34 protein-coding genes and 1 pseudogene are annotated in these 21,619 nt (G+C 44.6%); 2 read left to right on the plus strand and 33 right to left on the minus strand.

Features of this window, described 5'->3' with window-relative positions; translation table 11 throughout:
* Positions 1-45 precede the first annotated feature (45 nt).
* The 33 genes and pseudogenes from V7K79_RS12745 to rplC form a co-directional block, all read right to left on the minus strand.
* A complete protein-coding gene (locus V7K79_RS12745; RefSeq protein ID WP_335048136.1) occupies positions 46-852 on the minus strand; it encodes an SEFIR domain-containing protein in 807 nt (268 codons plus the stop codon).
* Positions 853-1,107: 255 nt separating this feature from the next.
* Positions 1,108-1,560 (minus strand): annotated as a pseudogene (locus tag V7K79_RS12750) (DUF29 domain-containing protein); the annotation flags it as partial.
* A 297-nt stretch (positions 1,561-1,857) separates the two neighbouring features.
* A complete protein-coding gene (gene prfA / locus V7K79_RS12755) occupies positions 1,858-2,955 on the minus strand; it encodes a peptide chain release factor 1 (protein WP_335048139.1) in 1,098 nt (365 codons plus the stop codon).
* Positions 2,956-3,059: 104 nt separating this feature from the next.
* Entirely contained in the window at positions 3,060-3,302 is a 243-nt protein-coding gene (gene rpmE, locus V7K79_RS12760) for a 50S ribosomal protein L31 (RefSeq protein WP_292759704.1), read from the minus strand.
* A gap of 168 nt (positions 3,303-3,470) precedes the next feature.
* A complete protein-coding gene (gene rpsI / locus V7K79_RS12765; protein WP_104906415.1) occupies positions 3,471-3,887 on the minus strand; it encodes a 30S ribosomal protein S9 in 417 nt (138 codons plus the stop codon).
* A complete protein-coding gene (rplM, locus tag V7K79_RS12770; protein WP_335048142.1) occupies positions 3,887-4,348 on the minus strand; it encodes a 50S ribosomal protein L13 in 462 nt (153 codons plus the stop codon). Before rplM ends, rpsI begins: the two co-directional genes overlap by 1 nt.
* A 217-nt stretch (positions 4,349-4,565) precedes the next feature.
* The gene (gene truA / locus V7K79_RS12775) at positions 4,566-5,414 is read right to left on the minus strand and encodes a tRNA pseudouridine(38-40) synthase TruA (RefSeq protein WP_335048166.1); all 849 of its coding nucleotides are present in this window, start codon (positions 5,412-5,414) and stop codon (positions 4,566-4,568) included.
* Between the two features lie 74 nt (positions 5,415-5,488).
* Positions 5,489-5,839 carry a 50S ribosomal protein L17 gene (gene rplQ / locus V7K79_RS12780; RefSeq protein WP_335048144.1) on the minus strand — a complete coding sequence of 117 codons (351 nt, stop codon included), beginning with the start codon at positions 5,837-5,839 and terminating at the stop codon, positions 5,489-5,491.
* Positions 5,840-5,871: 32 nt separating this feature from the next.
* Positions 5,872-6,819: a DNA-directed RNA polymerase subunit alpha gene (locus V7K79_RS12785; protein ID WP_335048146.1), complete on the minus strand. Its 948-nt coding sequence runs from the start codon at positions 6,817-6,819 to the stop codon at positions 5,872-5,874.
* A gap of 310 nt (positions 6,820-7,129) precedes the next feature.
* A complete protein-coding gene (rpsK, locus tag V7K79_RS12790; RefSeq protein WP_069070761.1) occupies positions 7,130-7,525 on the minus strand; it encodes a 30S ribosomal protein S11 in 396 nt (131 codons plus the stop codon).
* Between the two features lie 54 nt (positions 7,526-7,579).
* Positions 7,580-7,960 (minus strand): 30S ribosomal protein S13, encoded by a 381-nt coding sequence (rpsM, locus tag V7K79_RS12795; RefSeq protein ID WP_104906411.1) that lies wholly within the window; start codon positions 7,958-7,960, stop codon positions 7,580-7,582.
* Between the two features lie 117 nt (positions 7,961-8,077).
* Entirely contained in the window at positions 8,078-8,191 is a 114-nt protein-coding gene (rpmJ, locus tag V7K79_RS12800) for a 50S ribosomal protein L36 (protein ID WP_015129703.1), read from the minus strand.
* Between the two features lie 117 nt (positions 8,192-8,308).
* Positions 8,309-8,533 carry a translation initiation factor IF-1 gene (infA, locus tag V7K79_RS12805; protein ID WP_006276978.1) on the minus strand — a complete coding sequence of 75 codons (225 nt, stop codon included), beginning with the start codon at positions 8,531-8,533 and terminating at the stop codon, positions 8,309-8,311.
* A 191-nt stretch (positions 8,534-8,724) separates the two neighbouring features.
* Positions 8,725-9,276 carry an adenylate kinase gene (locus tag V7K79_RS12810; RefSeq protein ID WP_335048148.1) on the minus strand — a complete coding sequence of 184 codons (552 nt, stop codon included), beginning with the start codon at positions 9,274-9,276 and terminating at the stop codon, positions 8,725-8,727.
* Between the two features lie 2 nt (positions 9,277-9,278).
* Entirely contained in the window at positions 9,279-10,589 is a 1,311-nt protein-coding gene (gene secY / locus V7K79_RS12815; protein WP_335048149.1) for a preprotein translocase subunit SecY, read from the minus strand.
* Positions 10,590-10,663: 74 nt separating this feature from the next.
* Positions 10,664-11,107, minus strand: coding sequence for a 50S ribosomal protein L15 (gene rplO / locus V7K79_RS12820; RefSeq protein ID WP_335048151.1), 444 nt, complete (start codon positions 11,105-11,107; stop codon positions 10,664-10,666).
* A gap of 75 nt (positions 11,108-11,182) precedes the next feature.
* Positions 11,183-11,710 carry a 30S ribosomal protein S5 gene (gene rpsE / locus V7K79_RS12825; RefSeq protein WP_335048168.1) on the minus strand — a complete coding sequence of 176 codons (528 nt, stop codon included), beginning with the start codon at positions 11,708-11,710 and terminating at the stop codon, positions 11,183-11,185.
* A 93-nt stretch (positions 11,711-11,803) separates the two neighbouring features.
* A complete protein-coding gene (gene rplR, locus V7K79_RS12830) occupies positions 11,804-12,166 on the minus strand; it encodes a 50S ribosomal protein L18 (protein ID WP_334922542.1) in 363 nt (120 codons plus the stop codon).
* A 2-nt stretch (positions 12,167-12,168) separates the two neighbouring features.
* Positions 12,169-12,717 (minus strand): 50S ribosomal protein L6, encoded by a 549-nt coding sequence (gene rplF / locus V7K79_RS12835; protein ID WP_335048152.1) that lies wholly within the window; start codon positions 12,715-12,717, stop codon positions 12,169-12,171.
* Between the two features lie 79 nt (positions 12,718-12,796).
* The gene (gene rpsH, locus V7K79_RS12840) at positions 12,797-13,198 is read right to left on the minus strand and encodes a 30S ribosomal protein S8 (protein WP_094349096.1); all 402 of its coding nucleotides are present in this window, start codon (positions 13,196-13,198) and stop codon (positions 12,797-12,799) included.
* A 20-nt stretch (positions 13,199-13,218) separates the two neighbouring features.
* Positions 13,219-13,767, minus strand: coding sequence for a 50S ribosomal protein L5 (rplE, locus tag V7K79_RS12845; RefSeq protein ID WP_335048154.1), 549 nt, complete (start codon positions 13,765-13,767; stop codon positions 13,219-13,221).
* 96 nt (positions 13,768-13,863) lie between these two features.
* Positions 13,864-14,217 carry a 50S ribosomal protein L24 gene (rplX, locus tag V7K79_RS12850; protein ID WP_069070771.1) on the minus strand — a complete coding sequence of 118 codons (354 nt, stop codon included), beginning with the start codon at positions 14,215-14,217 and terminating at the stop codon, positions 13,864-13,866.
* The gene (rplN, locus tag V7K79_RS12855) at positions 14,217-14,585 is read right to left on the minus strand and encodes a 50S ribosomal protein L14 (RefSeq protein WP_069070772.1); all 369 of its coding nucleotides are present in this window, start codon (positions 14,583-14,585) and stop codon (positions 14,217-14,219) included. Before rplN ends, rplX begins: the two co-directional genes overlap by 1 nt.
* Before the next feature lie 46 nt (positions 14,586-14,631).
* Positions 14,632-14,880 (minus strand): 30S ribosomal protein S17, encoded by a 249-nt coding sequence (gene rpsQ, locus V7K79_RS12860; protein ID WP_094349093.1) that lies wholly within the window; start codon positions 14,878-14,880, stop codon positions 14,632-14,634.
* 6 nt (positions 14,881-14,886) lie between these two features.
* On the minus strand, positions 14,887-15,114 hold the full coding sequence (gene rpmC / locus V7K79_RS12865; protein WP_104906404.1) for a 50S ribosomal protein L29: 228 nt from the start codon (positions 15,112-15,114) through the stop codon (positions 14,887-14,889).
* A 3-nt stretch (positions 15,115-15,117) separates the two neighbouring features.
* Positions 15,118-15,543, minus strand: coding sequence for a 50S ribosomal protein L16 (gene rplP, locus V7K79_RS12870; RefSeq protein ID WP_335048156.1), 426 nt, complete (start codon positions 15,541-15,543; stop codon positions 15,118-15,120).
* 104 nt (positions 15,544-15,647) lie between these two features.
* Positions 15,648-16,436 (minus strand): 30S ribosomal protein S3, encoded by a 789-nt coding sequence (gene rpsC, locus V7K79_RS12875; RefSeq protein ID WP_335048158.1) that lies wholly within the window; start codon positions 16,434-16,436, stop codon positions 15,648-15,650.
* A gap of 54 nt (positions 16,437-16,490) precedes the next feature.
* Positions 16,491-16,847: a 50S ribosomal protein L22 gene (gene rplV / locus V7K79_RS12880; RefSeq protein ID WP_069070777.1), complete on the minus strand. Its 357-nt coding sequence runs from the start codon at positions 16,845-16,847 to the stop codon at positions 16,491-16,493.
* An 80-nt stretch (positions 16,848-16,927) separates the two neighbouring features.
* Positions 16,928-17,206 carry a 30S ribosomal protein S19 gene (rpsS, locus tag V7K79_RS12885; protein WP_012410721.1) on the minus strand — a complete coding sequence of 93 codons (279 nt, stop codon included), beginning with the start codon at positions 17,204-17,206 and terminating at the stop codon, positions 16,928-16,930.
* 107 nt (positions 17,207-17,313) lie between these two features.
* Positions 17,314-18,177: a 50S ribosomal protein L2 gene (rplB, locus tag V7K79_RS12890; protein ID WP_335048159.1), complete on the minus strand. Its 864-nt coding sequence runs from the start codon at positions 18,175-18,177 to the stop codon at positions 17,314-17,316.
* Positions 18,178-18,315: 138 nt separating this feature from the next.
* Positions 18,316-18,630: a 50S ribosomal protein L23 gene (locus tag V7K79_RS12895; RefSeq protein ID WP_069070779.1), complete on the minus strand. Its 315-nt coding sequence runs from the start codon at positions 18,628-18,630 to the stop codon at positions 18,316-18,318.
* Complete coding sequence (gene rplD / locus V7K79_RS12900; RefSeq protein ID WP_335048160.1) at positions 18,623-19,261, minus strand: 50S ribosomal protein L4; 639 nt, start codon at positions 19,259-19,261, stop codon at positions 18,623-18,625. The genes V7K79_RS12895 and rplD overlap by 8 nt, the downstream gene beginning before the upstream one ends.
* A gap of 148 nt (positions 19,262-19,409) precedes the next feature.
* Positions 19,410-20,042, minus strand: a complete 633-nt coding sequence (rplC, locus tag V7K79_RS12905) for a 50S ribosomal protein L3 (RefSeq protein WP_289799260.1) — start codon at positions 20,040-20,042, stop codon at positions 19,410-19,412.
* A gap of 101 nt (positions 20,043-20,143) precedes the next feature.
* Between rplC and V7K79_RS12910 the strand changes: the two genes are divergently transcribed.
* Complete coding sequence (locus V7K79_RS12910; RefSeq protein WP_335048162.1) at positions 20,144-20,479, plus strand: hypothetical protein; 336 nt, start codon at positions 20,144-20,146, stop codon at positions 20,477-20,479.
* 503 nt (positions 20,480-20,982) lie between these two features.
* A complete protein-coding gene (locus V7K79_RS12915; protein WP_335048164.1) occupies positions 20,983-21,459 on the plus strand; it encodes an NAD(P)H-quinone oxidoreductase subunit N in 477 nt (158 codons plus the stop codon).
* Positions 21,460-21,619: the final 160 nt, after the last annotated feature.

Raw genomic sequence — 21,619 nt, forward strand, 5'->3', positions numbered from 1 at the left:
CTTGTTTTTCCGGGTTCATGCTTTAGACGGACGGCTTGTGTATTCTCATACATTCTCCCAGAAAAGGTATATCCGCCAAAGTGGGATGCTCCCACTAGTTTCTCGGAATGAAAAACCATATTGCCATCCATCTTCTGCCCCATTATAGGGATTGTAGAATTTGGCTTCTACAATAAAATTACACATTTTTACATTATTTGTAGAGTTACTAGCATCTATTATGCCTTGTCTGTAGTCTAAATAACCTGAACCCTTCTGCCAACAAATTTTAGCTCTTGCTCTAAGAGATTCGAGCATTTTTTCAGGGGACTCTTCCTCAAAATTGTGCTGGCGTTCACGAGATGGCAACCGTCGCAGTGTGCCAAGTTCTGTTATTGGAGTATTATGTTGATTCGTAATAAGGCTGTAAAGTTCTAAATACCTTTGTTGTATGTCGATGAGATAGCGAGTGTAAGAAATAAGTATTGTAGGGATATACTTGAAGTCTTGCGAAGAGAATACAACAGGGATAAACTTTGTATTGCTTCGCTGATCACGATAAAGTTCTGCGGTGATAATAGCTCCTTCCCATGTCACACCTAAACCTTTATCAGGCTCTTCCTTACCTCTAAATCGTTGCTCGTATTTCTCTGTGCAAACTACAAGTACAAAATCAGCCCATTCCAACTGATCCTCCATCCAGTGTAGCCAACCTTTAGATGGAAATTGTACATACTGGTCAATCTGACAATCAACCCCCTCGTCGCGTAGACGAGTCGATAGTTTCAGTATGCGTTCTTTATGTTCATTTGAGTCCCAGCTATAGCTAATGAAAACTTTTGGAGGATTAGTATTATTTTTATTGTTAGGCATCTTATTGAGTATCTAAAGACGAAATAAGTTTTACCGCTTTTATTTAGTTCTGGCTGGGCGAGGTTTCATATTACTTAAATTCGCTTTTTTTGGTGTCTGACGTACTGTTTCATAAATAATCATTTTGTCTGACGCCCCCTAAAATGCCATCAACAGTATATAGCATAACTCCATTTGTTGTGTGCGGTATTGATGGATTCCTTCGGTTTTCGAGCGAATTTGATTAACTAATAAAGAAAAATGGTATAAATTATTTTCCCAGTCTTGACCAGTATCGCACAATAAATTGTCTGTGATCGCATCATCAAATAAGTATGGGCAATCCTCTGGAAAAGTTCGTAATGGTAAGTTAGTTTGTCGTAGCGCCAAATCGACCCCCGTTTCAAAGCCATCTAACTAGGCTTCTTCGATTCGAGACTTTAAGCTGGGGTTCTGTCGCAAATGTCTGTGGATGGCGCGACGCTGTTCTCGAATTGTTAAAAACCAACTGCGAGAGCGTTGTTCGGATTGATACTCCCACTTCAAGAGATGACCGAGTAATACACTCATACGACTTACGAGTTCCCGATACTCCTGTCTCCCCAAAGCTTGAATTTCTTCTTGCAGATGTTCCCAGTCTAGTTCCATAACTAGCCTCTGCTCTAACGCTTTAGCCTGCTGCTGTGTCCAGCCATAAAAGTCTTGATCGTATAAAAAAGGTTTGTCCATATTGAATCTTGACAGCAAGAAACCACGAGCTAGTTCGATCCGATTTTGCGCTAAATCGCCCTTAAAAAAGCTACCGGATTTTTTGCGCCTTGGTAAAAGGAAGTAGAAAAAGTTAATTTATACCTGCCAAACTCTGAAGGAATGGGCGAAGCTAAATTACCTTATAAAGTACGAGTTTGCCTATTACCATTATCCCAGTGAAATAGAAGATGCACTCAAGCAATATCAGAAAACCACCTGTGTGTATTAAGAGCAACAATACAACAAGTGGTTTTACAGTAATATTAACAGCAAAAATTAGTTAGCGGCAGAAGTCGCTAGCTCCGCGAGACGTTCTTGCTGGTCTAGAGATATGCAAGATTGAATCAGCGTCTCTAAATCACCTTCCAAAACAGGGTTAAGGGAATAATTCTGACCTAAGCGGTGATCGGTAGCTCGGTTATCTTTATAATTATAGGTGCGAATTTTTTCCGATCGCGATCCAGTACCAACCTGCGATCGCCGCATGGAAGTTACAGCCTCTTGTTGTTCGCTTAACTTGATTTCATACAACTTGGCCCGCAGAATTTGCATCGCCCGTTCTTTGTTTTGCAACTGGCTGCGTTCTTCGGTACAGAAAATGCGTATTCCCGTTGGTTTGTGCATCAAGTCAACGGCTGTTTCCACCTTGTTGACGTTTTGTCCACCAGCACCGCCAGAACGAGCTGTAGTCATTTCAATATCTTTCGGATCGATGTGAATTTCCACATCATCTACCTCTGGCATAATCGCCACGGTAGCTGTAGAGGTATGAACCCGTCCCCCGGATTCAGTAGCCGGCACGCGCTGCACACGATGCACTCCAGCTTCAAACTTTAGCTGGCTGTAAACGTCATTACCTTTAATTTCTAGAATGACCTCTTTCCAGCCACCCATTTCTCCACGAGATTCACTCACTAAAGAAACTTTCCAACCTTGAGTCTGGGCATAGCGGGTGTACATCTGCATCAAATCGCCAGCCCAAATACTTGCTTCATCGCCACCAGTACCTGCGCGAATTTCCAACATGATATTCTTTTCATCATTGGGGTCGCGTGGTAGCAGTAAAACCTTCAAGCGAGACTCTAAGTGTTCTATTTTTTCTTCAAGTTCCTTGACTTCCAGTGATGCCATTTCTTGCAACTCTAGGTCACTGGCAGATTCTTTGTAAACTTCACGCGCTCCGATTAAGTCTTCTTGGGCTGCTTTCCAAATTTCATAAGTATTAACTACTTCTTCCAAAGAAGAACGAGACTTAGCAATTTCTTGATACTCATCAGGATTGCTAGCAGTATCGGGGTCGCCAAGACGACGTGTTAACTCATTAAAGGTTTGTTCAACAGATTTGAGTTTATCCAGTAAGTATGATTCAGCCATGACGAGTGCGATCGCTCCTTAAAAAAATAACAAATTGGCTCGAGCATATAAATGAAAATCGACCCAGCTGATGCAGGGCCGTCGTTAACAGCAGAGCCAACCCGCTACTTTTTGTTTTGATCGTCACCAGATGTTTGAGTGCTGCTCATGCCGTACTTGCGGAGGAAGCGCTCTACTCGACCCTCAGTGTCAATAATCTTCTGAGTACCGGTATAGAATGGGTGATTTCCAGACCAAACATCTACGTGCAATTCTGGCTTAGTAGAGCCAATGGTCATAACAACTTGACCGTTGCAGTAAACTTTAGCATCTGGATACCACTTGGGGTGAATATCAGATTTAGCCATTGTTCTTTTTGTGATGAATCTATATCAATTATAACTTTCAGCCTTCAATTGAAGCTAGGAATTGGGGAATGGGGACTAGGGATTGGTGACTGGGAAAGAGATAAAAAACTGACTTTTCTTAATGCCCAATCCCCAATACCCAGTACCCAGTACCCAGTCCCTAATCGCTTATCGCTTAGAGTACTGAGGCGCTTTCCGAGCTTTATGTAAACCATATTTCTTCCGCTCTTTTGCTCTGGGATCGCGAGTCAGATAACCTTCGGTTTTCAAAGGTGGGCGGTTGTCTGGGTCTAGTTGGCATAAAGCACGAGCAACTCCCAAGCGAACAGAATCAGCCTGTCCGGTCAAGCCGCCGCCTTCTGCTTTCACCAAAATGTCATATTCGTTTTCTAGTCCTAGAGTTTCCAGGGGTGCTTTGATCACTCCCAGATAGTTGGGGTTAAATTGGAAATACAAGGTTCCATCTTTACCGTTGACAATCAGTTGACCGGTGCCTGGAACCAAGCGTACCCTTGCTACTGCGTTCTTACGACGACCAGTACCCCAATATACGGCGCGACCGCTATTAGCATCTGCTACTACCATTAATTTTCTTCTCCAGGAATTGTACTAACTTTTAGTTCTTTAGGTTTTTGAGCATCATGGGGATGCGTAGGCCCTGCATAAACTTTCAGCTTGGTGAACAACTGCTTACCGAGGCTATTTTTAGGTAGCATACCTTTAACAGCTTGTTCTAAAATTCGTTCTGGTATGCGCTCTTGCAGTTTAGCGAAAGTTTCCGTTTTCATCCCACCGGGGCGACCAGAATGGCGGCGGTAAAGCTTTTGAGTCCGCTTTTTGCCTGTCACTACTACTTTCTCGGCATTGATGACGATTACGAAGTCACCTGTATCCATATGGGGTGTATATTCGGGTTTCTTTTTGCCTCTCAATACCTGAGCGATTTCGCTAGCGAGGCGACCGAGGCGTTTATCGGTAGCATCTACGATGTACCACTCATGCTCAAGAGACGCTTGAGAAGGAAGGTATGTTTTAACCGTTGTCATTTGTCATTTGTCCTTTGTCATTTTTAATTTGTCATTAGTCATTTGTCCTTTGTCCTTTGTCAGTTGTCCTTTGTTATTCACTAATGACCAATGTACAGACGCGATTAATAAGCCAGCGCGTTGCGGTGAGGGGGTCGCAGTCTTGGCGGTTCCCGTCGATTGCGAACCCCCGAACCCGAAGGGGGGTTCCCCCGTTGTAGCGACTGGCGTCGTGTCTCTACTGACCAATGACTAATGACTCTTGACTAGTGACGAACTTTGGTAAGGTGTCGTACCAAATCTCTTTTGGAAAGGGAAAATCAAGATAGCCGACTCGCAACAAGCACAAGCCTTGAGGTGGTGCGGCGTATTTCACTTCATCCCGGCGTTGTTCTTTCCAGAGTTCGGTGAAGCTAGAAAGAGTTCGTTGTCCAGAACCTACTTCTACGAGCATCCCTACTAACAGCCGTACCATGCCATACAAAAATCCATCTGCCTGTATTTCAATATGGATAAATGGCCCACTGCGACGACACTCTGCTACTTGCACCTCTACCCAGGAATGCGATCGCTTTGAGCCTGCACGGTGAAAGGCAGCTAAGTGATGCTTTCCCAACAGAGGTTTTAAGGCAGCTTGGATTAAAGATTCATCCAGGGGTGCATAATAATAATGCCAACTGAAGGGTCTTACAAACAAGTTTTGCCGATCTTCAGTATATATTGTGTAGCGATACCGTCGATAAGCTGCACTAAAGCGAGCGTGCCAACGGCTATCAACACTAGCTGAAGCCCTGATTAATATATCTGGCGGCAGATAGCTATTTAGGATTGTTGCCCACTTGTGAGGCGGAATTAAACCTGTAGCTTCAAAATGGGCTACTTGAGCAGCAGCGTGAACTCCTGAATCAGTTCGCCCAGCACCATGTAATGTTACATGATGCCCAAGAATAGTAGCGATCGCAATCTCGATTTCTTCTTGAACAGTCCGTTGGTTTTTTTGCCGTTGCCAGCCATGAAAATGAGTGCCCAGGTATTGGATTACCAAGGCTACTCGATGAGTTTGTGTTGGCTGGTGGCTTTCTAACATATAGATTTTGTCCTTCGTCATTTGTCCTTTGTTATTCACTAATGACCAATGACTAATGACCAATGACCAATGACTTAAACCAATTCAATTATTGCCATTTTTGCATTATCACCCCGACGCGGTACGGTATGCAGGATGCGGGTATAACCGCCCTGGCGACTACCATATCGAGTTGGAGCTTGCTCAAATAGAGCGTGAACCAGTGGTTTGTCGAAGATGTAGCCAAGAGCTTCCCGACGTGCTGCCAAGGAGCCATTTTTGGCTAGAGTAATCATTTTTTCCACTTCACTTCGCAGAACTTTCGCTCTAATTAAAGTGGTGGTGATCTTACCATGACGGATCAGCTCGGTGGTGAGCGATCGCAGTAAAGCACGGCGTTGATCTGCTGGTTTACTGAGTTTTTTGACGCGACAACGGTGACGCATAATTATGCACTATGAATTATGAACGGTTTTTATTAAGGGTGTTTAGAGCCTCTTTCCATTGGCAGGGTGATGCCCAAGCGTCGCTGCAAAGCTTCCACGACTTCTTCTGCTGACTTCTGCCCAAAGTTCTTAATTTCTAAGAGGTCTTCTTGGGTATAATCCAACAAATCTGCCACAGAGTTAACTTGTGCCCGTTTGAGACAGTTATATGCCCGTACAGAAAGTTGCAACTCTTCGATGGGTATCTGGGCAGTTGGGTCGTCTGGAATGTCCGAACCTGTGTCTGTTGGTTCTAGGGAGATATCTTTCAACGGGTTGAATAAATCTACCAAGATTGCAGCAGCCGAAGATAGTGCTTCTTGAGGGGAAATACTGCCATTTGTCCAGACTTCTAACAGTAGTCGGTCTTTTGGAATCAAGCCTTCCCCACGAGATTCTTCAACACTATAGTTTACTTTTCGCACAGGCATAAATATCGAGTCGATTTGGAGAAAATCCAACGATGTGGCTTCTTCACGTCCTCGCTCTACGGTGCGATAGCCTTTGCCTTTCTCGATCCGAAATTCCATTTCCAGCTTTCCACCCTCAGCGATAGTAGCTACATACTGGGTAGGATCGATGACTTCTACTTCACTGGGCAAATCAAAATGTGCCGCAGTGATTGTTGCTGGGCCACTAACGAGTAATCTACCAATCTGGGGCTGCGAAGAATAGTTTTTCAGGATAACTTCTTTCATTCTCATGAGAATTTCCAGTACATCTTCCCGCACGCCCGGAACTGTGGCAAACTCATGTGAAACTTTTTCAATCCTCACTGCTGTAACTGCCGTACCCTCTAGATTGGACAGTAAAACCCGCCGCAGTGCGTTGCCAACAGTTGTTCCTTGTCCTCGTTCTAGAGGTTCTAGAACAAATTTACTGTAATGGTTCCGACTTTCTTCGGTATTCGACTCTACACATTCAATTTGAAACTGCGCCACGGATGAGCCTCCCTTTTTCTAAGGTGCTGCTAGCAGACAAATCAATTGCCTCCAGAATTGAATTTATGTCCTGTAGATCATAGATATATCAAACTATTTTTACAAAAGTATAGTATAGTTTGATACTTCTATTTTGCTTGCAGGCGCTAATAATATTTTGGGTAGCCCGAAGATTAACAGCTTTTCCAGTGGGAAAATCTGACGTGCTTCTGGTCGCCCAAGCTTTGAATCAATGACAGTTTGCACGTTAGACGTTCAAGCGGTCATTACTGGCTGTAACTTTTCGTACTCACTACCCAAGTCTTGGTATTTAAACTCGACGGCGCTTGGGTGGACGACAACCATTGTGAGGAATCGGGGTAATATCCCGAATCAGTGTAATTTCCAGTCCTGCTCCTTGAAGTGCCCGAATAGCGGTTTCTCTACCTGCTCCTGGGCCACTGACCATTACCTCGATTTGGCGCATTCCTTGATCTATAGCTCGGCGAGCTGCACTTTCCGCTGCAGTTTGTGCTGCAAAGGGAGTCCCCTTTTTTGCTCCCTTAAAACCGCTAGAACCAGCGCTAGCCCAGGAGATGACATCTCCATTTTGATCGGTAATGGTGACAATGCTATTGTTGAAAGTAGACTGGATGTATGCCATTCCACTGGGTACATTCCGTTTCTGCTTCTTGCTCCCGGTTTTTTTAGTTGGTTGTCTCGCCATACTTGTTTAGTTGATTTAAAGTAAAACTTGCTCGGATTAGCAAAGGTTGCAAAATTATTTCCCTGGAGCCTTCTTCTTCCCAGCCACTGTTTGCCTTCTGCCTCTACGGGTTCTGGCATTTGTGCGAGTTCTTTGCCCTCTGACTGGTAAGCCCATGCGATGACGACGACCTCTGTAAGTACCAATGTCAACTAAGCGCTTGATGTTCAAAGACTCCAAGCGCCGCAAGTCGCCTTCAACTTGATAGTTGGTTTCTATTTCCCCACGTAGGGCTGTCACATCGGCATCACTTAAGTCCTTAACGCGGGTGTCTGGGTTCACACCAGTTGCCGCTATAATTTCTTGAGAGCGTGATAATCCAATTCCGTAAATGTAAGTCAGACCGATTTCGACGCGCTTATCGCGTGGAAGGTCTACTCCGGCAATACGTGCCACAATGAACTCTCCCTATTGTTCTCGCAATTACTGTTGGTTGGAAAAACGTGATCAATCGCGTCTTTTCGTTTTAATTGAGGATTATGTATGTTACAACTCACTCTGTTTGCAAGAGTGTTATCCTTGACGTTGCTTGTGCTTGGGGTTCACGCAAATCACCATAACGCGACCACGACGTTTGATCACGTTACACTTTTCGCAAATTTTCTTGACTGAGGCTCTAACTTTCATGCCTTTTATTTTTTGACTCCAAATATAAAATTATAGCATTTCTAGGTAAATTAATCCAGTTAAATGACTAACAAACAGTCAAAAAAATGGTTTTATGGTAAAATTCTCTACATATATTTACTTCTTTCGTAGTCGATAGGTAATTCTGCCTTTGGTCAAGTCGTAGGGAGTTAACTCTACCTTGACGCGATCGCCGGGCAAAATCTTGATATAATTTCGGCGAATCTTGCCGGAAATGTGTGCTAGCACGTTAAAGCCATTGTCCAAGTCAACGCGAAACATCGCATTGGGCAAGGATTCTGTAACCGTGCCTTCCATTTCAATCAAATCTTGCTTAGACAATTTGTTTTTTCCTCAACTCAACAATTCCGTGTTCAGTTGCAGCACTTCATCTGCAAGTAAACACATTTTAAGAAATATATCAACTGTTTATTAATATATCTTAGCTAAAATTGATCTTTTTCTTGGTCATGGGGCATTGGGGAAAGAATTCCTGCTGTAACTCCTCCCCTGCCCCCTCATCCTCCTCATTCTTAAACGATTACCTTTTGTAGTTCACCAGTGACATTTTCTTGGGACTGATTGCCATTGACTGTTAGGAGTTTTTGGCGATCGCCATAATAATCAATTAAAGGTGCAGTTTCAGCACGGTACACTTGTAAACGACGACGAATCACCTCTTCGGTATCATCTTTTCGTCCTCTAGCTAGCAAACGCGCGATCACAATTTCATCTGGTGCATCTAAATTGACAACCTTTTCGCCACTCTGATGTATTTCTTCTAGCAACTTCTCTAGAAAACCTGCTTGGGTCACTTTGCGAGGAAAACCATCAAGAATCCAACCATTTTTGGTATCTGGTTGACTAAGGCGCTCTTGTACCAAGTCCTGCACTAACTGATCGGGTACTAACTCGCCGCTATCAACGTAACCTTGAGCCTTGATTCCCAAATGAGTTTGCTCTTTCATGGCTTGTCTTAAAATTTCACCAGTAGAAATATGGGGAATATTCAAGTGTTGAGCCAAAGTTTGAGCTTGTGTTCCTTTACCTGCTCCAGGTGGCCCCAAGAAGATTAATCGCGTCACTATTATTTCACCATTCCTTCGTAGCGCTGAGAGATGACATAAGTTTGGACTTGTTTGGCTGTCTCAATTGCCACACCAACTAAAATTAACAACGAGGTTGCACCGATTCCCCGGAAAGTTTTCACATTCAAAGCGCTTTCCACAGCTGTGGGGATAATAGCAACAAAGCCCAAAAAGATCGCACCCAATAAAGTTAGTCGGTTGGAAACGCGTTCGATATACTCGCTAGTTGCTTTGCCAGGACGAATTCCGGGAATACTAGAACCCATTTTCTTCAAGTTCTGCGCCACATCTACCGGGTTAAGAATCAACGAAGAATAGAAGTAGCTAAAGAAAATAATAGAAATCATGTAAACCAAGGCATAGACCCAAGAGCTAGAACCACTTGGACTCAAATAAGTGTTAACTATATTCGCCAAATCGGTATTTTTAGTAAAATTGGCGATTAGCAGTGGCAAACTGAGGATGGCAGCAGCAAAAATAATTGGCATTACGCCGCCTTGATTTAGCCGCAGGGGTAGATAACTACGCTGCTCTGCCAAAACTCGCCGACCTACTTGGCGACGGGCCGAAATAATTGGGATGCGCCGCATTCCTTCTTGGACAATCACAATACCAACAATTGTTGCTAGGAAAACTAAGATTAGTACGATCACTCGACCCACTGCTTCCCTACCGCCGACTTGCACAAGGTCGATGGTATCGCCTAAAGCTTTTGGTAATGAGGCGACAATGTTGACAAAAATCAGCAATGATGCACCGTTACCAATACCCCGTTCTGTAATCAGTTCTGATGCCCACATGACGAACATAGAACCAGCAGTCAGAGCGATCGCAGTTTCAGCTACAAAGATTGGCCCTGGCTTTAGGGCGAATTGTTGGAGGAATAATGCCGAAAAAGCTGTACTTTGAAGAATTGCCCAACCTACAGTGACATAGCGGGTAATTTGCGATATTTTTCGCCGACCAGCTTCCCCTTCATTTTTTTGTAAATTTTCTAAAGATGGAATTGCAGCAGTCAGCAATTGGATGATAATAGACGCATTAATGAAGGGTAAAATCCCCAAAGCAAAGACTCCCAAAGTCGAAAGTCCTCGCCCGGAAAATATATCCAATAAGCCGAATATGGAATTACTCCCCGATATGGCTTCGGCAAATCTTGGTCTATCAATCCCTGGAACGGGCAAAAAGATACCTAAGCGAACCAAAATCAAAATACCGACGGTAACAAGCAGCCTACCTCTGAGGCCAGCTGCCTGTGCCATTTGCATAAAAGTTTCTTGAGCCGTTGGGGCTTTATCTCGACTGATCATAGAGTGCTACCTTTATAGTGAACCAAGCACTGGCAGCGAGTTGGCTTGCATTTAAGTGCGCTGTTCCGGCTCACTCATAAGACTTCACAACTACCACCAGCTGCCTCAATTTTGCTACGAGCTGAACCTGTAAAAGCTGCCGCTTGTACTTTGAGCGGAATACTCAATTCCCCGTTACCTAAAATTTTCAATGGCCCTTTGACAGCAGTCAGGATACCTGCGGCTTTCAATGAGGTCAAAGTTACTTCCGTATTCGCGGGAAGGGAGGCTAGCTTCTCTACATTAATCGTAGTGTAAATCTTCTGATTAATTCTCGGAAAGCCCTTTAGCTTAGGTAAGCGGCGATACAATGGCTGTTGACCACCTTCAAAACCTGGTCGTGTACTACTACCAGAACGAGATTTTTGACCCCGCATACCTAGACCGGCACTAGCACCTTGACCAGCAGAAATACCTCTGGCTACACGGCGCTTGCGTTTCTTTGAGCCTTTTTGCGGCTTAACATCATGGAGTCTCATAATTTATCAAGTTCTCATTTGTCGTTTGTCATTTGTCATTTGTCTTTTGTTATTCACTAATGACTAATGACTAAATTAGATGTAGAGATTTTGAATAGGAATACCGCGATCTTCGGCAACTTCGGAAAGGGTACGCAATGTAGATAAGGCATTAACTGCGGCTCTAGCATTATTAAGCGGATTGTTGGAGCCTAGTTGCTTGGCTAAGACGTTACGAACTCCTGCTAATTCCAACACAGTTCGCACAGCACCCCCTGCAATTACCCCAGTACCCGGTGAGGCTGGACGCATAATCACTTTTGCCCCGCCACCGATACCATCAATCGGATGAGGGATGGAGTTAGATTTAGTAATGGGGATATCAATAAGGTGTTTTTTGCCATCGGCTACGCCTTTTTTGACCGCACCAATTACATCTGAAGCTTTCCCTACTCCGACTCCAACCTGACCGCGTTCGTTACCAACGACAACGATCGCTCGGAAACTGAGTTTTTTACCACCTTTAACCACTTTACTTACGCGTCGGATTTGGATCACCCGCTCTTGCCAAGTAGTTTCTTCTTTTTTGGCACGCTTTGTTCTACTTTTACGCTCTGTTGCCATAATTTCTGCTCTGGTGAACGTCATTTGTCAGTTGTCATTTGTCATTTGTCCTTTGTTATTTGTCTAATAACTAATGACTAATGACCAATAACTTTAGAAATCTAAACCAGCTTCGCGTGCTGCATCAGCTAGTGCTTTGACACGACCATGATATAAGTTACCACCGCGATCAAAGACTACTTTGGTGATGCCTTTTTCTAGCGATCGCACTGCGATCAATTTACCAACCTGCACCGATGCGTCGCGGTTTGCACATGACGCTAAACTAGATTTCAACTCTGGTTCTACAGTCGATGCGGACACGATGGTTTGATGCTGAGTATCATCAATTAGCTGGGCATAAATATGCTCATTAGAACGAAATACCGCTAAACGCGGACGTTCTGGGGAGCCAATCACTTTGCCACGAACGCGTCGATGACGACGGTTTTTTGATTCTCTACGAGTAAGTTTCATTTCTACTTCTTACCACCCTTACCAGTCTTACCAGCCTTCCGTCTGACCACTTCACCGGCATAGCGAATGCCTTTACCTTTGTAAGGTTCTGGTGGACGAACGGCACGAATTTTTGCGGCTGTGTTACCTACAATTTCTTTGTCATAGCCACTGACAATGACGTTAGTAGTACCTTCTACCGCAAACTGAATTCCTTCTGGTGGTTCAATTTGCACCTGATGGCTGTAACCCATATTTAAAATTAAGTTACGCCCTTGAATTTGTGCCCTGTAACCAACACCTTGGATTTCCAAACGGCGCTGAAAACCTTGAGAAACTCCCTCCACCATGTTGGCAACTAAAGTGCGGCTCAAGCCGTGCAGTTGCTTTGAGGGACGAGTTTCATCTCGACGATTGATCTGTAATATTTCTCCCTCTTGGGACAGTGAGACATTAGCTGCTAAAGTGCGAGAAAGTTCTCCTTTGGGCCCTTTCACCACAATATTCGTACCATTGATCGCCACTTGAACTTTGGCGGGAATAGTAATTGGACGTTTACCAATACGAGACATGACTTTTTGTCCTTTGTTATTTGTCCGTTGTCATTTGTCCTACACGAATGACAAATGACCAATGACTAATGACCAATGACTACCAAACGTAACAAAGTACTTCGCCACCCAAGTTCTGACGCCGCGCTTCGCGGTCAGTCATAATGCCACTGGATGTAGAAATAATGGCAATGCCAATGCCGCCTAGTACTCTTGGTAATTCTTTTCGATTTGAATAAACACGCAAGCCAGGTTTACTGACCCGCTTTAAGGCGGTGATCAGGGGCTGACGGTTTTTACCTTTGTATTTCAGGGAAATCACTAAATTGCGTTTTACCCCTTCTTCTGCTTCTTCTATTTCAGCAATAAAGCCTTCCTCCCGTAACACTTTGGCAATGCTCCGGGTCAATTTTGTCGCTGGCACTTGTGTAGTTTGATGCCGCGCCAGGTTGGCATTGCGGATGCGCGTCAGCATATCTGCAATTGTGTCGTTAGCCGCCATCGTTCCCTCTATAGATGAACTTATTGATCGCGAAAGGGCATTCCTAATTCTTTAAGTAAGGCGCGTCCCTCTTCGTCGTTTTTTGCTGTGGTGATGATGGAAATATCCATCCCACGCACTTGATCGATGCTATCGTATTCGACTTCTGGAAAAATTAGCTGTTCTCTCACACCCAGAGTGTAGTTACCGCGTCCGTCAAAGCTTTTAGGGCTAACGCCGCGAAAATCTCGAATTCTGGGTAGTGACAGGCTAACTAACCGATCGAAAAAGGCATACATCCGTTCGGCTCTAAGTGTCACCATGATCCCCACAGGCATCCCTTGACGAATCTTAAAGCCAGCGATCGCCTTTTTCGCCCGTGTCACCACTGGTTTTTGACCTGTTACCACGGCAATCTCGTTGATAGATGCCTCTAGTGACTTCGCATTTTGAGCGGCTTCACCCAAACCTCGGTTAATCGTAACCTTAACCAACTTCGGTACTTGATGAACGTTGGTATATTGAAACTGATTGGTCAGTTTGGGGACGATTGTCTCTTGATATAAGGTTTTGAGTCTTGTTGTCGGCATAGTTTTTTGTCCTGATATCCCTGGGCTTGGTCAGGGAAGCTTTAATTTTTGATTTTAGATTAAATTTAAAATCTAAAATCTCAAGTTGACTAATTCTTATTTATCGAGAATTTCGCCAGTTTTCTTGAGTTTTCTGACCTTTTTGCCTTCTGAGGTAAAAGTGTAACCAACACGACTGGCAACGTTTTGCTTAGTGGAATAAAGCATCACATTGGAGCTATGAATCGGGAATTCTTGGGTAATAATTCGCCCTGATTCCCCTTCTTGCTGAGGTTTGACGTGCTTGGTTTTAATGTTGACACCTTTGACGATAACTTTACTCAGTTGGGGAAGTGCCTGAGTAATTTCGCCAACTTTTCCTTTGTCTTTGCCAGCAATCACTTGTACGGTGTCGCCAGTTTTGACGTGCATTTTGTGGAATACTTTGGGCGTACCCTGTTTGGTTGCCATTAAAGCACCTCCGGAGCCAGAGAAACAATTTTGGTAAAGTTTTTATCGCGTAATTCCCGTGCAACTGGGCCAAAAACCCGTGTACCTCTGGGATTACCGTCTTTGTTGATGATTACAGCGGCGTTATCATCAAAGCGAATACTCATGCCGCTGTCACGAGATACGGCTTTACGAGTCCGAACAATGACTGCTTCCACAACATCAGACTTTTTTACAGCCATGTTGGGTGTAGCATCTTTGACAACTGCGATAATTTTATCGCCGATAAAACCATAACGACGGTTGCCTCCGCCTAAGATGCGGATGCACATTAGCTTGCGGGCGCCGCTATTATCTGCGACATTCAGGTAAGTCTGAGGTTGAATCACAATTATTCTCCCTTGTAATGTTGTTAGTTTCTAACAACGATGAGGTTTAAGTAGGCTTGACGTTCAGGACTTCTGTGATTTTCCAGCGCTTGGTTTTACTCAGGGGTCTAGTTTCCTGAATGCGAACGCGATCGCCTACTTTACACTGATTTTCTTCGTCGTGAACTTTATATCGTTGGGTGTTAACCACAATCTTGCCGTACTTGGGGTGAGGAGCGCGGTTTTCTATGGCTACTACCACAGTTTTTTGCATTTTATCGCTCACTACCAAGCCAACTCGTTCTTTAACTGCCATAATCTTCTACTTTTTTTCTTTAGCCGATTGACTTGCTGCCCGTTTGCGTTCTGTTTCTAGCGTCAGCAATTGGGCTAGGCGGTGGCGCATTTGTCGGAACTGGTGGGGCTTTTCTAGTTGTCTGGTGGCTTTTTGCAAGCGCAACTGAAATAGTTGTCTTTTGATGGCGACAATTTCATCAGAGAGCTTCTCGTCACTTAATTCTCTAGCTTCTGAAATCTTGGGAAGAGGCATAAGCTACTCCTGCTCCTGTGGTTGAGAGCGCGCAATAAACTTGGTTTTGATAGGCAGTTTAAATGAAGCCAAACGCATCGCTTCACGGGCGATTTCTTCAGAAACCCCACCGATTTCAAATAAAATTCGTCCTGGCTTGACTACAGCTACCCAAAACTCTGGATTACCTTTACCGGAACCCATCCGGGTTTCAGCAGGACGCATGGTTACAGGTTTATCAGGGAAAATCCGAATCCAGATTTGTCCACCCCGACGAATATAACGGGTCATCGCCCGACGAGAAGCCTCGATTTGCCGGGAGGTAATCCAAGCAGGTTCTTGCGCTTGGAGTGCAAAATCACCGAAATTGAGGGTACTACCACGGGTGGCTAGTCCCTCCATCCGTCCGCGCTGTTGTTTGCGGAATTTAGTTCTTCTAGGGCTTAACATGATTGGCTACTAGGTACTAGGGATTGGGGATTAGGGAATGGGAATTAGGGATTGGGGATTGAGAATTCTTACCCAGTCCCCAGTCCCCAGTCCCCAGTCCCCATTTACCCTTCATTTGAGCGGTCTTCAAATTGCTGGCGACGACGTTGTTGTTGACGGCGACGGGGTTCGCGATCGCGATCGCGGGGTTCGCGATCACGATCGCGATCGCGGCTGGCTGGTGGTAAGGGTGTTTCTTCCTGTCCAGGAATAATTTCACCCTTAAACACCCATACTTTGATACCCAAAATGCCGTAAACAGTTTTTGCCGTGCAATAAGAGTAGTCAATGTCAGCCCGTAAGGTATGTAAAGGTACTCTACCTTCACGAGTCCACTCTGTCCGGGCAATTTCTGCACCGTTGAGGCGACCGCTAACTTGGATTTTAATACCTTGGATACCAGCGCGTTGGGCACGTTGAATTGATTGCCGCACTACCCGCCGAAAGGAAACCCGACGTTCCAATTGTTGAGCAATGTATTCGGCAATTAAGTAGGCATCAGCATCAACCCGTTGAACTTCAACTACGTTAATGCGAATTTGGCGATTACTACCCAACAATCCTTGGAGTCCGGTACGTAAGGATTCAATACCTTGTCCACCGCGACCCACTACTACGCCAGGTCTAGCTGTGCGTACTTCTAAGTCGATTTGGTCAGCTTTGCGCTCAATCCGCACTTCCGAAATTCCGGCGTTGTTTTGAGCCAGTCTACCCAGCTTTTGTTCTATGTATTGACGGAGTTTGTGATCTTCTTGGAGAAGTTCTGGATAGCGATCGGGAACAGCAAACCAACGGGATTGATGTTCATGTGTAATACCCAGGCGAAAACCAACTGGATGAATTTTTTGTCCCACGAATGCTTCCTCTAAAATTTCTGACTTTAGGCAATTTATTCTTGTAAAAAAAGCTTATTTTTCTGGGGCGGCTGCAACAGCCACAGTAATATGACACGTCGGTTTGCGAATTTGGTAAGCTCGACCTTGCGCTCTTGGCTGGAACCGCTTCAACGGCGGACCTTGATCGGCATAAGCCTGAGTAATCACTAGTTGAGTCCGATCTAACCCAGCGTTGTGTTCGGCATTGGCAGCAGCGCTTCTGAGAACCTTCAAGATGGGTTCAGTGGCGCGATAGGGCATAAATTCCAGGATGATTAACGCTTCTCGGTACGATCGCCCCCGGATTTGATCGAGTACGCGACGCACCTTGTAAGCCGAGATGCGGATAAAACGAGCGATCGCTTTTACTTCAGTAGTATTAGTAGCCATAATTTTCTCCAATTTTGTCCTTCGCCCTTTGTCTTTTGTCGAAAGTTAATAACCAATGACAAATGACAAATGACTAATAACTACCTACCTGCTTTTTTGTCACTTTTTCCATGACCCCTGTAGGTGCGTGTCGGGGCAAATTCACCCAACTTATGTCCTACCATCTGTTCATTTACAAAAACGGGAACGTGTTGGCGTCCGTTGTGAACAGCTATGGTATGCCCTACCATCAAAGGCAAAATTGTCGAAGCTCGTGACCAAGTTTTAATAACTTCTTTTCTGTTGTTGTCGTTGAGCTTTTCAATTTTCTTTAGGAGATGATCTGCAACAAAAGGACCTTTTTTTAAAGAACGACCCATAGTTCAATTTTGGATTTAGGATTTAGGTATTAAGGGTGAGGATTTAAAAGCGAAGAGTTAATAAGTTAGATTTAACTCGTAACTCATAACTCGTAACTTCTAACTCTTTAAGATTCACGACCACCGCGACCGCGTTTAGAAGACTTGCGACGACGACGCACAATCAACTTGCTGCTAAGTTTCTTGCGATTGCGTGTCTTCGCACCCAATGTAGGTTTACCCCAGGGTGTAACAGGGCCCGATCTACCGATAGGCGCTCTACCTTCACCACCACCATGTGGGTGATCCACTGGGTTCATGACGCTACCTCTAACCTTAGGACGGCGACCTTTCCAGCGATTTCGTCCGGCTTTACCTGCACTCAGGTTTCTCGCGTCGGTATTGCCTACTTGCCCAATGGTGGCGTAGCACTCACGTCGAATCAAGCGGACTTCTCCTGAAGGCAACTTGAGAGTTACGTAATTACCTTCTTTTGCCACAACTTGGGCGCTAGCACCAGCAGCACGTACAATTTGACCACCTTTACCAGGAGTGAATTCTACGTTGTGAACACTAGTACCCAAAGGAATCTTCGAGAGCGGTAAGGCATTACCATCTTCAAAAGGAGCCTCAGGCCCAGAAATAATTATTGTTCCAACTTTCAACCCGTTGGGATGGAGAATGTAACGTTTTTCGCCGTCTTGGTAATACAAAAGGGCAATTCGGGCATTGCGGTTAGGATCGTATTCAATTGCTGCGACTTTGGCAGGAATACTATGTTTATCCCTTTTAAAATCGATGATCCGATAAAGTTGTTTATGTCCGCCACCCCTGCGACGACTAGTAATGCGTCCGTGATTATTCCGACCTTTAGCGCGATGCTTTGAGGTTGTTAAGGATTTCTCTGGCTCGGTTTTGGTAATTTCCGCAAAGTCAGAGATTGTAACTTGGCGAGTGCTGGGGGTATAAGGGCGATAAGAACGAGTACCCATATTTATTAAGTGCTGAGTGCTGTTAGCGGGAGCGGGGTGTTTAGCCCGTGCTGAGTGCTGAGTTTGAAATTTTGAGTGCTAAGTTTTGAGCGTAGTAACTCATAACTCATAACTCATAACTCACAACTCACAACTTTTTTATACTTCTGGGAATAGAACTTGTCTAATCTTGTCTTCATCCCCAGGTGCGACGGTGACAATGGCTCGCTTATATTGGGGTTTATAACCAATAAATTTACCAACGCGCCGCTTTTTGCGCGGTGGTAAGGTGGTGTTAACTTTTACAACCTTCACCTGAAACAAGTCTTCGATCGCAGCCTTGATTTCTGGCTTAGATGCCTTAGGAATTACTTCAAAGGTGTACTTGTTTTGCTCCATCAAGATGGTCGCTTTTTCGGTGACGATTGGGCGACGTACTAAGTCAGCAAGGTCGCGGGGGTCAAAGCTAGGCACTGTAGACCTCCTGAATTTTTTCTAGGGCTGATGCCGTAACTACAATTTTGTCAGCGTGCAGTAAATCAAAAACATTTAACTGGTCGGCTGCAATTAGTTTTAAATTTTCAATGTTGCGGGCTGATAAATAAACGTTATCTGTATCCGCAATTTCAGACAAAATTAATAGTCCCTTGCTTTCTGGTACTACTCCCCAACGGGCAAGCGCTGCCACTAATTCTTTAGTCTTCGGGCGAGATAGCTCGGTGCTAAATTCTTCTACTACAATCAAGTCGTCAATCCGGCTGACAAACGCTGTCCGCAGTGCTAAACGTCGCTCTTTGCGGTTCAACTTCAAGTCGAAGTCTCTAGGCTTTGGCCCAAAGATCACACCACCACCACGCCACAATGGCGAACGAATAGAACCTGCACGAGCGCGACCTGTACCTTTTTGCCGCCAAGGTTTACGACCACCACCTCTGACTTCCGCACGAGTTTTTGTACTGGCATTTCCTTGACGAGCATTGGTCAATTGCCGTACTAAGGCGCGGTGCACAATATGAGACGCTGTTTCTTCCTTGGCAACGCGCAACTCGAAGGTCGTCTCGCCGACCTGTTCTCCTTGCCAATTTTTAACTACGCTTTCAACCATCTTTGTTATCTGTCCTTTGTCATTGGTGAGCCACTGCGGTCTTGGGGTCTCCCCAAGTTAAGCACGTGGCATCATTTGTCATTGGTCTTTTGCCATTTGTCCTTAGCCAATGACTACTGACTAATGACTTTTGATTAATGACTTTTGACTATCCCACTATTTTTGCAGGCACAACACTTACTAGAGCTCCTGGTTTACCAGGAATGGCTCCCTTAATTAGCAATAAGTTGCGTTCTGGGTCAACTCGCACTATGGTCAGTTTGCGGATTGTAATACGTTTTCCACCTAAACGCCCTGCCATCCGCTTACCTGGATAGACACGACCGGGTGTTGTACCAGCACCAATAGAACCGGGTGCTCTGTGGTTTTTGGAACCGTGTGACATTGGCCCGCGACCAAAGTTGTTGCGCTTCTGGTTTCCCGCAAAGCCGCGACCGATGCTTGTACCGACGACATCGACAATTTGACCAGCGCTAAAAATATCTGCTTTAATCTCTTGACCTAAAGCATAATCACTAGAGCTATCGGTGTGATATTCATTTAAGTGACGCAATGCTGGCGCAGATGATTTAGCCAAATGACCCAATAATGGTCTGTTTAGTGCCTTGGGTTTGACTTCGCCATAACCAACTTGAATGGCAAAGTAACCGTCGGTTTCTTTCGTTTTAACTTGTGTAACGGTGCATGGCCCTGCTTGAATGACAGTTACAGGAATAGACACTCCTGCTTCGTCAAATATTTGAGTCATGCCCAGCTTGGTGCCGAGAATACCTACAGACACAGTAACTGGTTCTCCTTTCTACTTGCTGACCTTGAAATTGGACTCTAGAGGACACGCTTTGTACGCATCAGTTTAGGCTAGGTTAGCCTGCGAAATTTGGAATGGCTTTAGTAAACCGCTCCAAATGCTTTCGGACACAACAAACCGTGTCCTTACTGCTTGGTGAATCTAGTTTAGCTTCACTCATTAGATCACCAGAACAGCCACAAGTTTCTTCCCGTTGGGAAAAAGTAACTTCTGGAATCAATGCAAGGCGCTACAGCTTTAAGCTGTGTGCAGCAATGCTTTCGTCCAAGCAATTGCTCTGGCACTTTCTGGAGGCAGCGCTGTCGGCGGGTTTTCCGATTTTTGCACGCCTGAAGGGCGGCTTCCCGGAGATTGGCTACTGCCGTGTTGCAGTTGGACTTAAGCGGTTATTACCGCCCAGTATCCGTTAACTGAGACTCACGTAATGCCATGAAACCAACATTGCTGCTCAGTTTTTACTTCCTTAAACACCTTAAACTATTGTTTAAGCTTTTGCCTGCTTTTTTAGAGGCACAGGAGTAAACGTACCTTGGAGCTTAGGATTAACTTTGATTATTCTTCCATAAGCTCTTATGTTGACCTGAAAGCTTTCTTAGTTTACCAGTCTACGATCGCTCTGAGTTAAATTATCCAATGAAGGATTAAGTCATCAGCTTTTGATGCTAACACTACTTCAGAATGACAGTAAAAAATCAACCTAATTTGCGTTTTTGGTCACAATCTAATAATATAAATTATTTATTTATGTTTGTCCAGTAATTTATAGAGCTATTTTTATAGAGTGAGGGAAGCAGGAGGACAAGGAAGAATAATTATGCCCAATGTCCCATGCCCAATGCACAAAAAAAATGCTTTTAATCTATCAGTTCAGGGTAAATAATAGAGATATCTAAGTGGGATAAGACGAAAATCTATGGCACTAATTACCACTGGCAACGGTTTAATCCGCGATTTGGAAAAGTTTGGCGCTCTGGGGGTGTATGTACCTTTAGAAGGGGGTTATGAAGGCCGATATCAGCGCCGACTACGGGCGGCTGGCTATACTACCCTCCACATTACTGCTAAAGGACTGGGTGATGTAGCTGCGTATCTCACAAGAATTCATGGAGTCAGACCTCCTCATCTTGGTAAAAAAAGTACTGGTAGCGGGGCGGCAGTAGGTCAAGTGTACTATCTGCCACCAATTCTCAATTCTCATTTAGAACAGCTACCTCCAAAGTCTAAGGGGCTGGTCTTGTGGATTATTGAAGGACATATGCTTTCCAATCAGGAAGTTGAGTATTTAACGAATTTGCCTCAACTAGAACCACGTGTAAGAGTAATCATTGAGAGGGGTGGCGATCGCTCTTTCCGTTGGACTTCTCTAGAAAAAACTCTGTTAGTTAGTTAGTCCTTTGTCATGAGTCATGAGTCATAAGCTTATGACTCATGACTCAATTCGATCAGCATTTCAATAGGGAGCATCCCACTTTGGCGAAAACATCAAATAGTGAGTGTTCCATTAAGGTAAGCACAACGGACAGAAAGTACCGAATTAACGTTCTCAATTT

The sequence above is a fragment of the Nostoc sp. genome (assembly GCF_036917575.1).
Lineage (GTDB): Bacteria > Cyanobacteriota > Cyanobacteriia > Cyanobacteriales > Nostocaceae > Nostoc.

What these genes read in the sequence shown, in the direction of transcription:
- V7K79_RS12910 (WP_335048162.1), top strand. Translation starts at nt 20,144, where the DNA reads ATGGCTTTAGTAAACCGCTCCAAATGCTTTCGGACACAACAAACCGTG.
- rplM (WP_335048142.1), bottom strand. Translation starts at nt 4,348, where the DNA reads ATGACAACGGTTAAAACATACCTTCCTTCTCAAGCGTCTCTTGAGCAT.
- rpmJ (WP_015129703.1), bottom strand. Translation starts at nt 8,191, where the DNA reads ATGAAAGTTAGAGCCTCAGTCAAGAAAATTTGCGAAAAGTGTAACGTG.
- rpsS (WP_012410721.1), bottom strand. Translation starts at nt 17,206, where the DNA reads ATGGGTCGTTCTTTAAAAAAAGGTCCTTTTGTTGCAGATCATCTCCTA.
- rplB (WP_335048159.1), bottom strand. Translation starts at nt 18,177, where the DNA reads ATGGGTACTCGTTCTTATCGCCCTTATACCCCCAGCACTCGCCAAGTT.
- rplP (WP_335048156.1), bottom strand. Translation starts at nt 15,543, where the DNA reads ATGTTAAGCCCTAGAAGAACTAAATTCCGCAAACAACAGCGCGGACGG.
- rpsI (WP_104906415.1), bottom strand. Translation starts at nt 3,887, where the DNA reads ATGGTAGTAGCAGATGCTAATAGCGGTCGCGCCGTATATTGGGGTACT.
- rpsK (WP_069070761.1), bottom strand. Translation starts at nt 7,525, where the DNA reads ATGGCGAGACAACCAACTAAAAAAACCGGGAGCAAGAAGCAGAAACGG.
- rpsH (WP_094349096.1), bottom strand. Translation starts at nt 13,198, where the DNA reads ATGGCGGCTAACGACACAATTGCAGATATGCTGACGCGCATCCGCAAT.
- prfA (WP_335048139.1), bottom strand. Translation starts at nt 2,955, where the DNA reads ATGGCTGAATCATACTTACTGGATAAACTCAAATCTGTTGAACAAACC.
- rpsE (WP_335048168.1), bottom strand. Translation starts at nt 11,710, where the DNA reads ATGGCAACAGAGCGTAAAAGTAGAACAAAGCGTGCCAAAAAAGAAGAA.
- rplV (WP_069070777.1), bottom strand. Translation starts at nt 16,847, where the DNA reads ATGGCTACTAATACTACTGAAGTAAAAGCGATCGCTCGTTTTATCCGC.
- rplF (WP_335048152.1), bottom strand. Translation starts at nt 12,717, where the DNA reads ATGTCTCGTATTGGTAAACGTCCAATTACTATTCCCGCCAAAGTTCAA.
- rpsQ (WP_094349093.1), bottom strand. Translation starts at nt 14,880, where the DNA reads ATGGCAGTTAAAGAACGAGTTGGCTTGGTAGTGAGCGATAAAATGCAA.
- V7K79_RS12915 (WP_335048164.1), top strand. Translation starts at nt 20,983, where the DNA reads ATGGCACTAATTACCACTGGCAACGGTTTAATCCGCGATTTGGAAAAG.
- rplD (WP_335048160.1), bottom strand. Translation starts at nt 19,261, where the DNA reads ATGGTTGAAAGCGTAGTTAAAAATTGGCAAGGAGAACAGGTCGGCGAG.
- rpmC (WP_104906404.1), bottom strand. Translation starts at nt 15,114, where the DNA reads ATGCCTCTTCCCAAGATTTCAGAAGCTAGAGAATTAAGTGACGAGAAG.
- V7K79_RS12745 (WP_335048136.1), bottom strand. Translation starts at nt 852, where the DNA reads ATGCCTAACAATAAAAATAATACTAATCCTCCAAAAGTTTTCATTAGC.
- rplR (WP_334922542.1), bottom strand. Translation starts at nt 12,166, where the DNA reads ATGAAACTTACTCGTAGAGAATCAAAAAACCGTCGTCATCGACGCGTT.
- truA (WP_335048166.1), bottom strand. Translation starts at nt 5,414, where the DNA reads ATGTTAGAAAGCCACCAGCCAACACAAACTCATCGAGTAGCCTTGGTA.
- rplQ (WP_335048144.1), bottom strand. Translation starts at nt 5,839, where the DNA reads ATGCGTCACCGTTGTCGCGTCAAAAAACTCAGTAAACCAGCAGATCAA.
- rplE (WP_335048154.1), bottom strand. Translation starts at nt 13,767, where the DNA reads ATGCCGACAACAAGACTCAAAACCTTATATCAAGAGACAATCGTCCCC.
- rplX (WP_069070771.1), bottom strand. Translation starts at nt 14,217, where the DNA reads ATGGCAACCAAACAGGGTACGCCCAAAGTATTCCACAAAATGCACGTC.
- secY (WP_335048149.1), bottom strand. Translation starts at nt 10,589, where the DNA reads ATGATCAGTCGAGATAAAGCCCCAACGGCTCAAGAAACTTTTATGCAA.
- rplO (WP_335048151.1), bottom strand. Translation starts at nt 11,107, where the DNA reads ATGAGACTCCATGATGTTAAGCCGCAAAAAGGCTCAAAGAAACGCAAG.
- rpmE (WP_292759704.1), bottom strand. Translation starts at nt 3,302, where the DNA reads ATGGCTAAATCTGATATTCACCCCAAGTGGTATCCAGATGCTAAAGTT.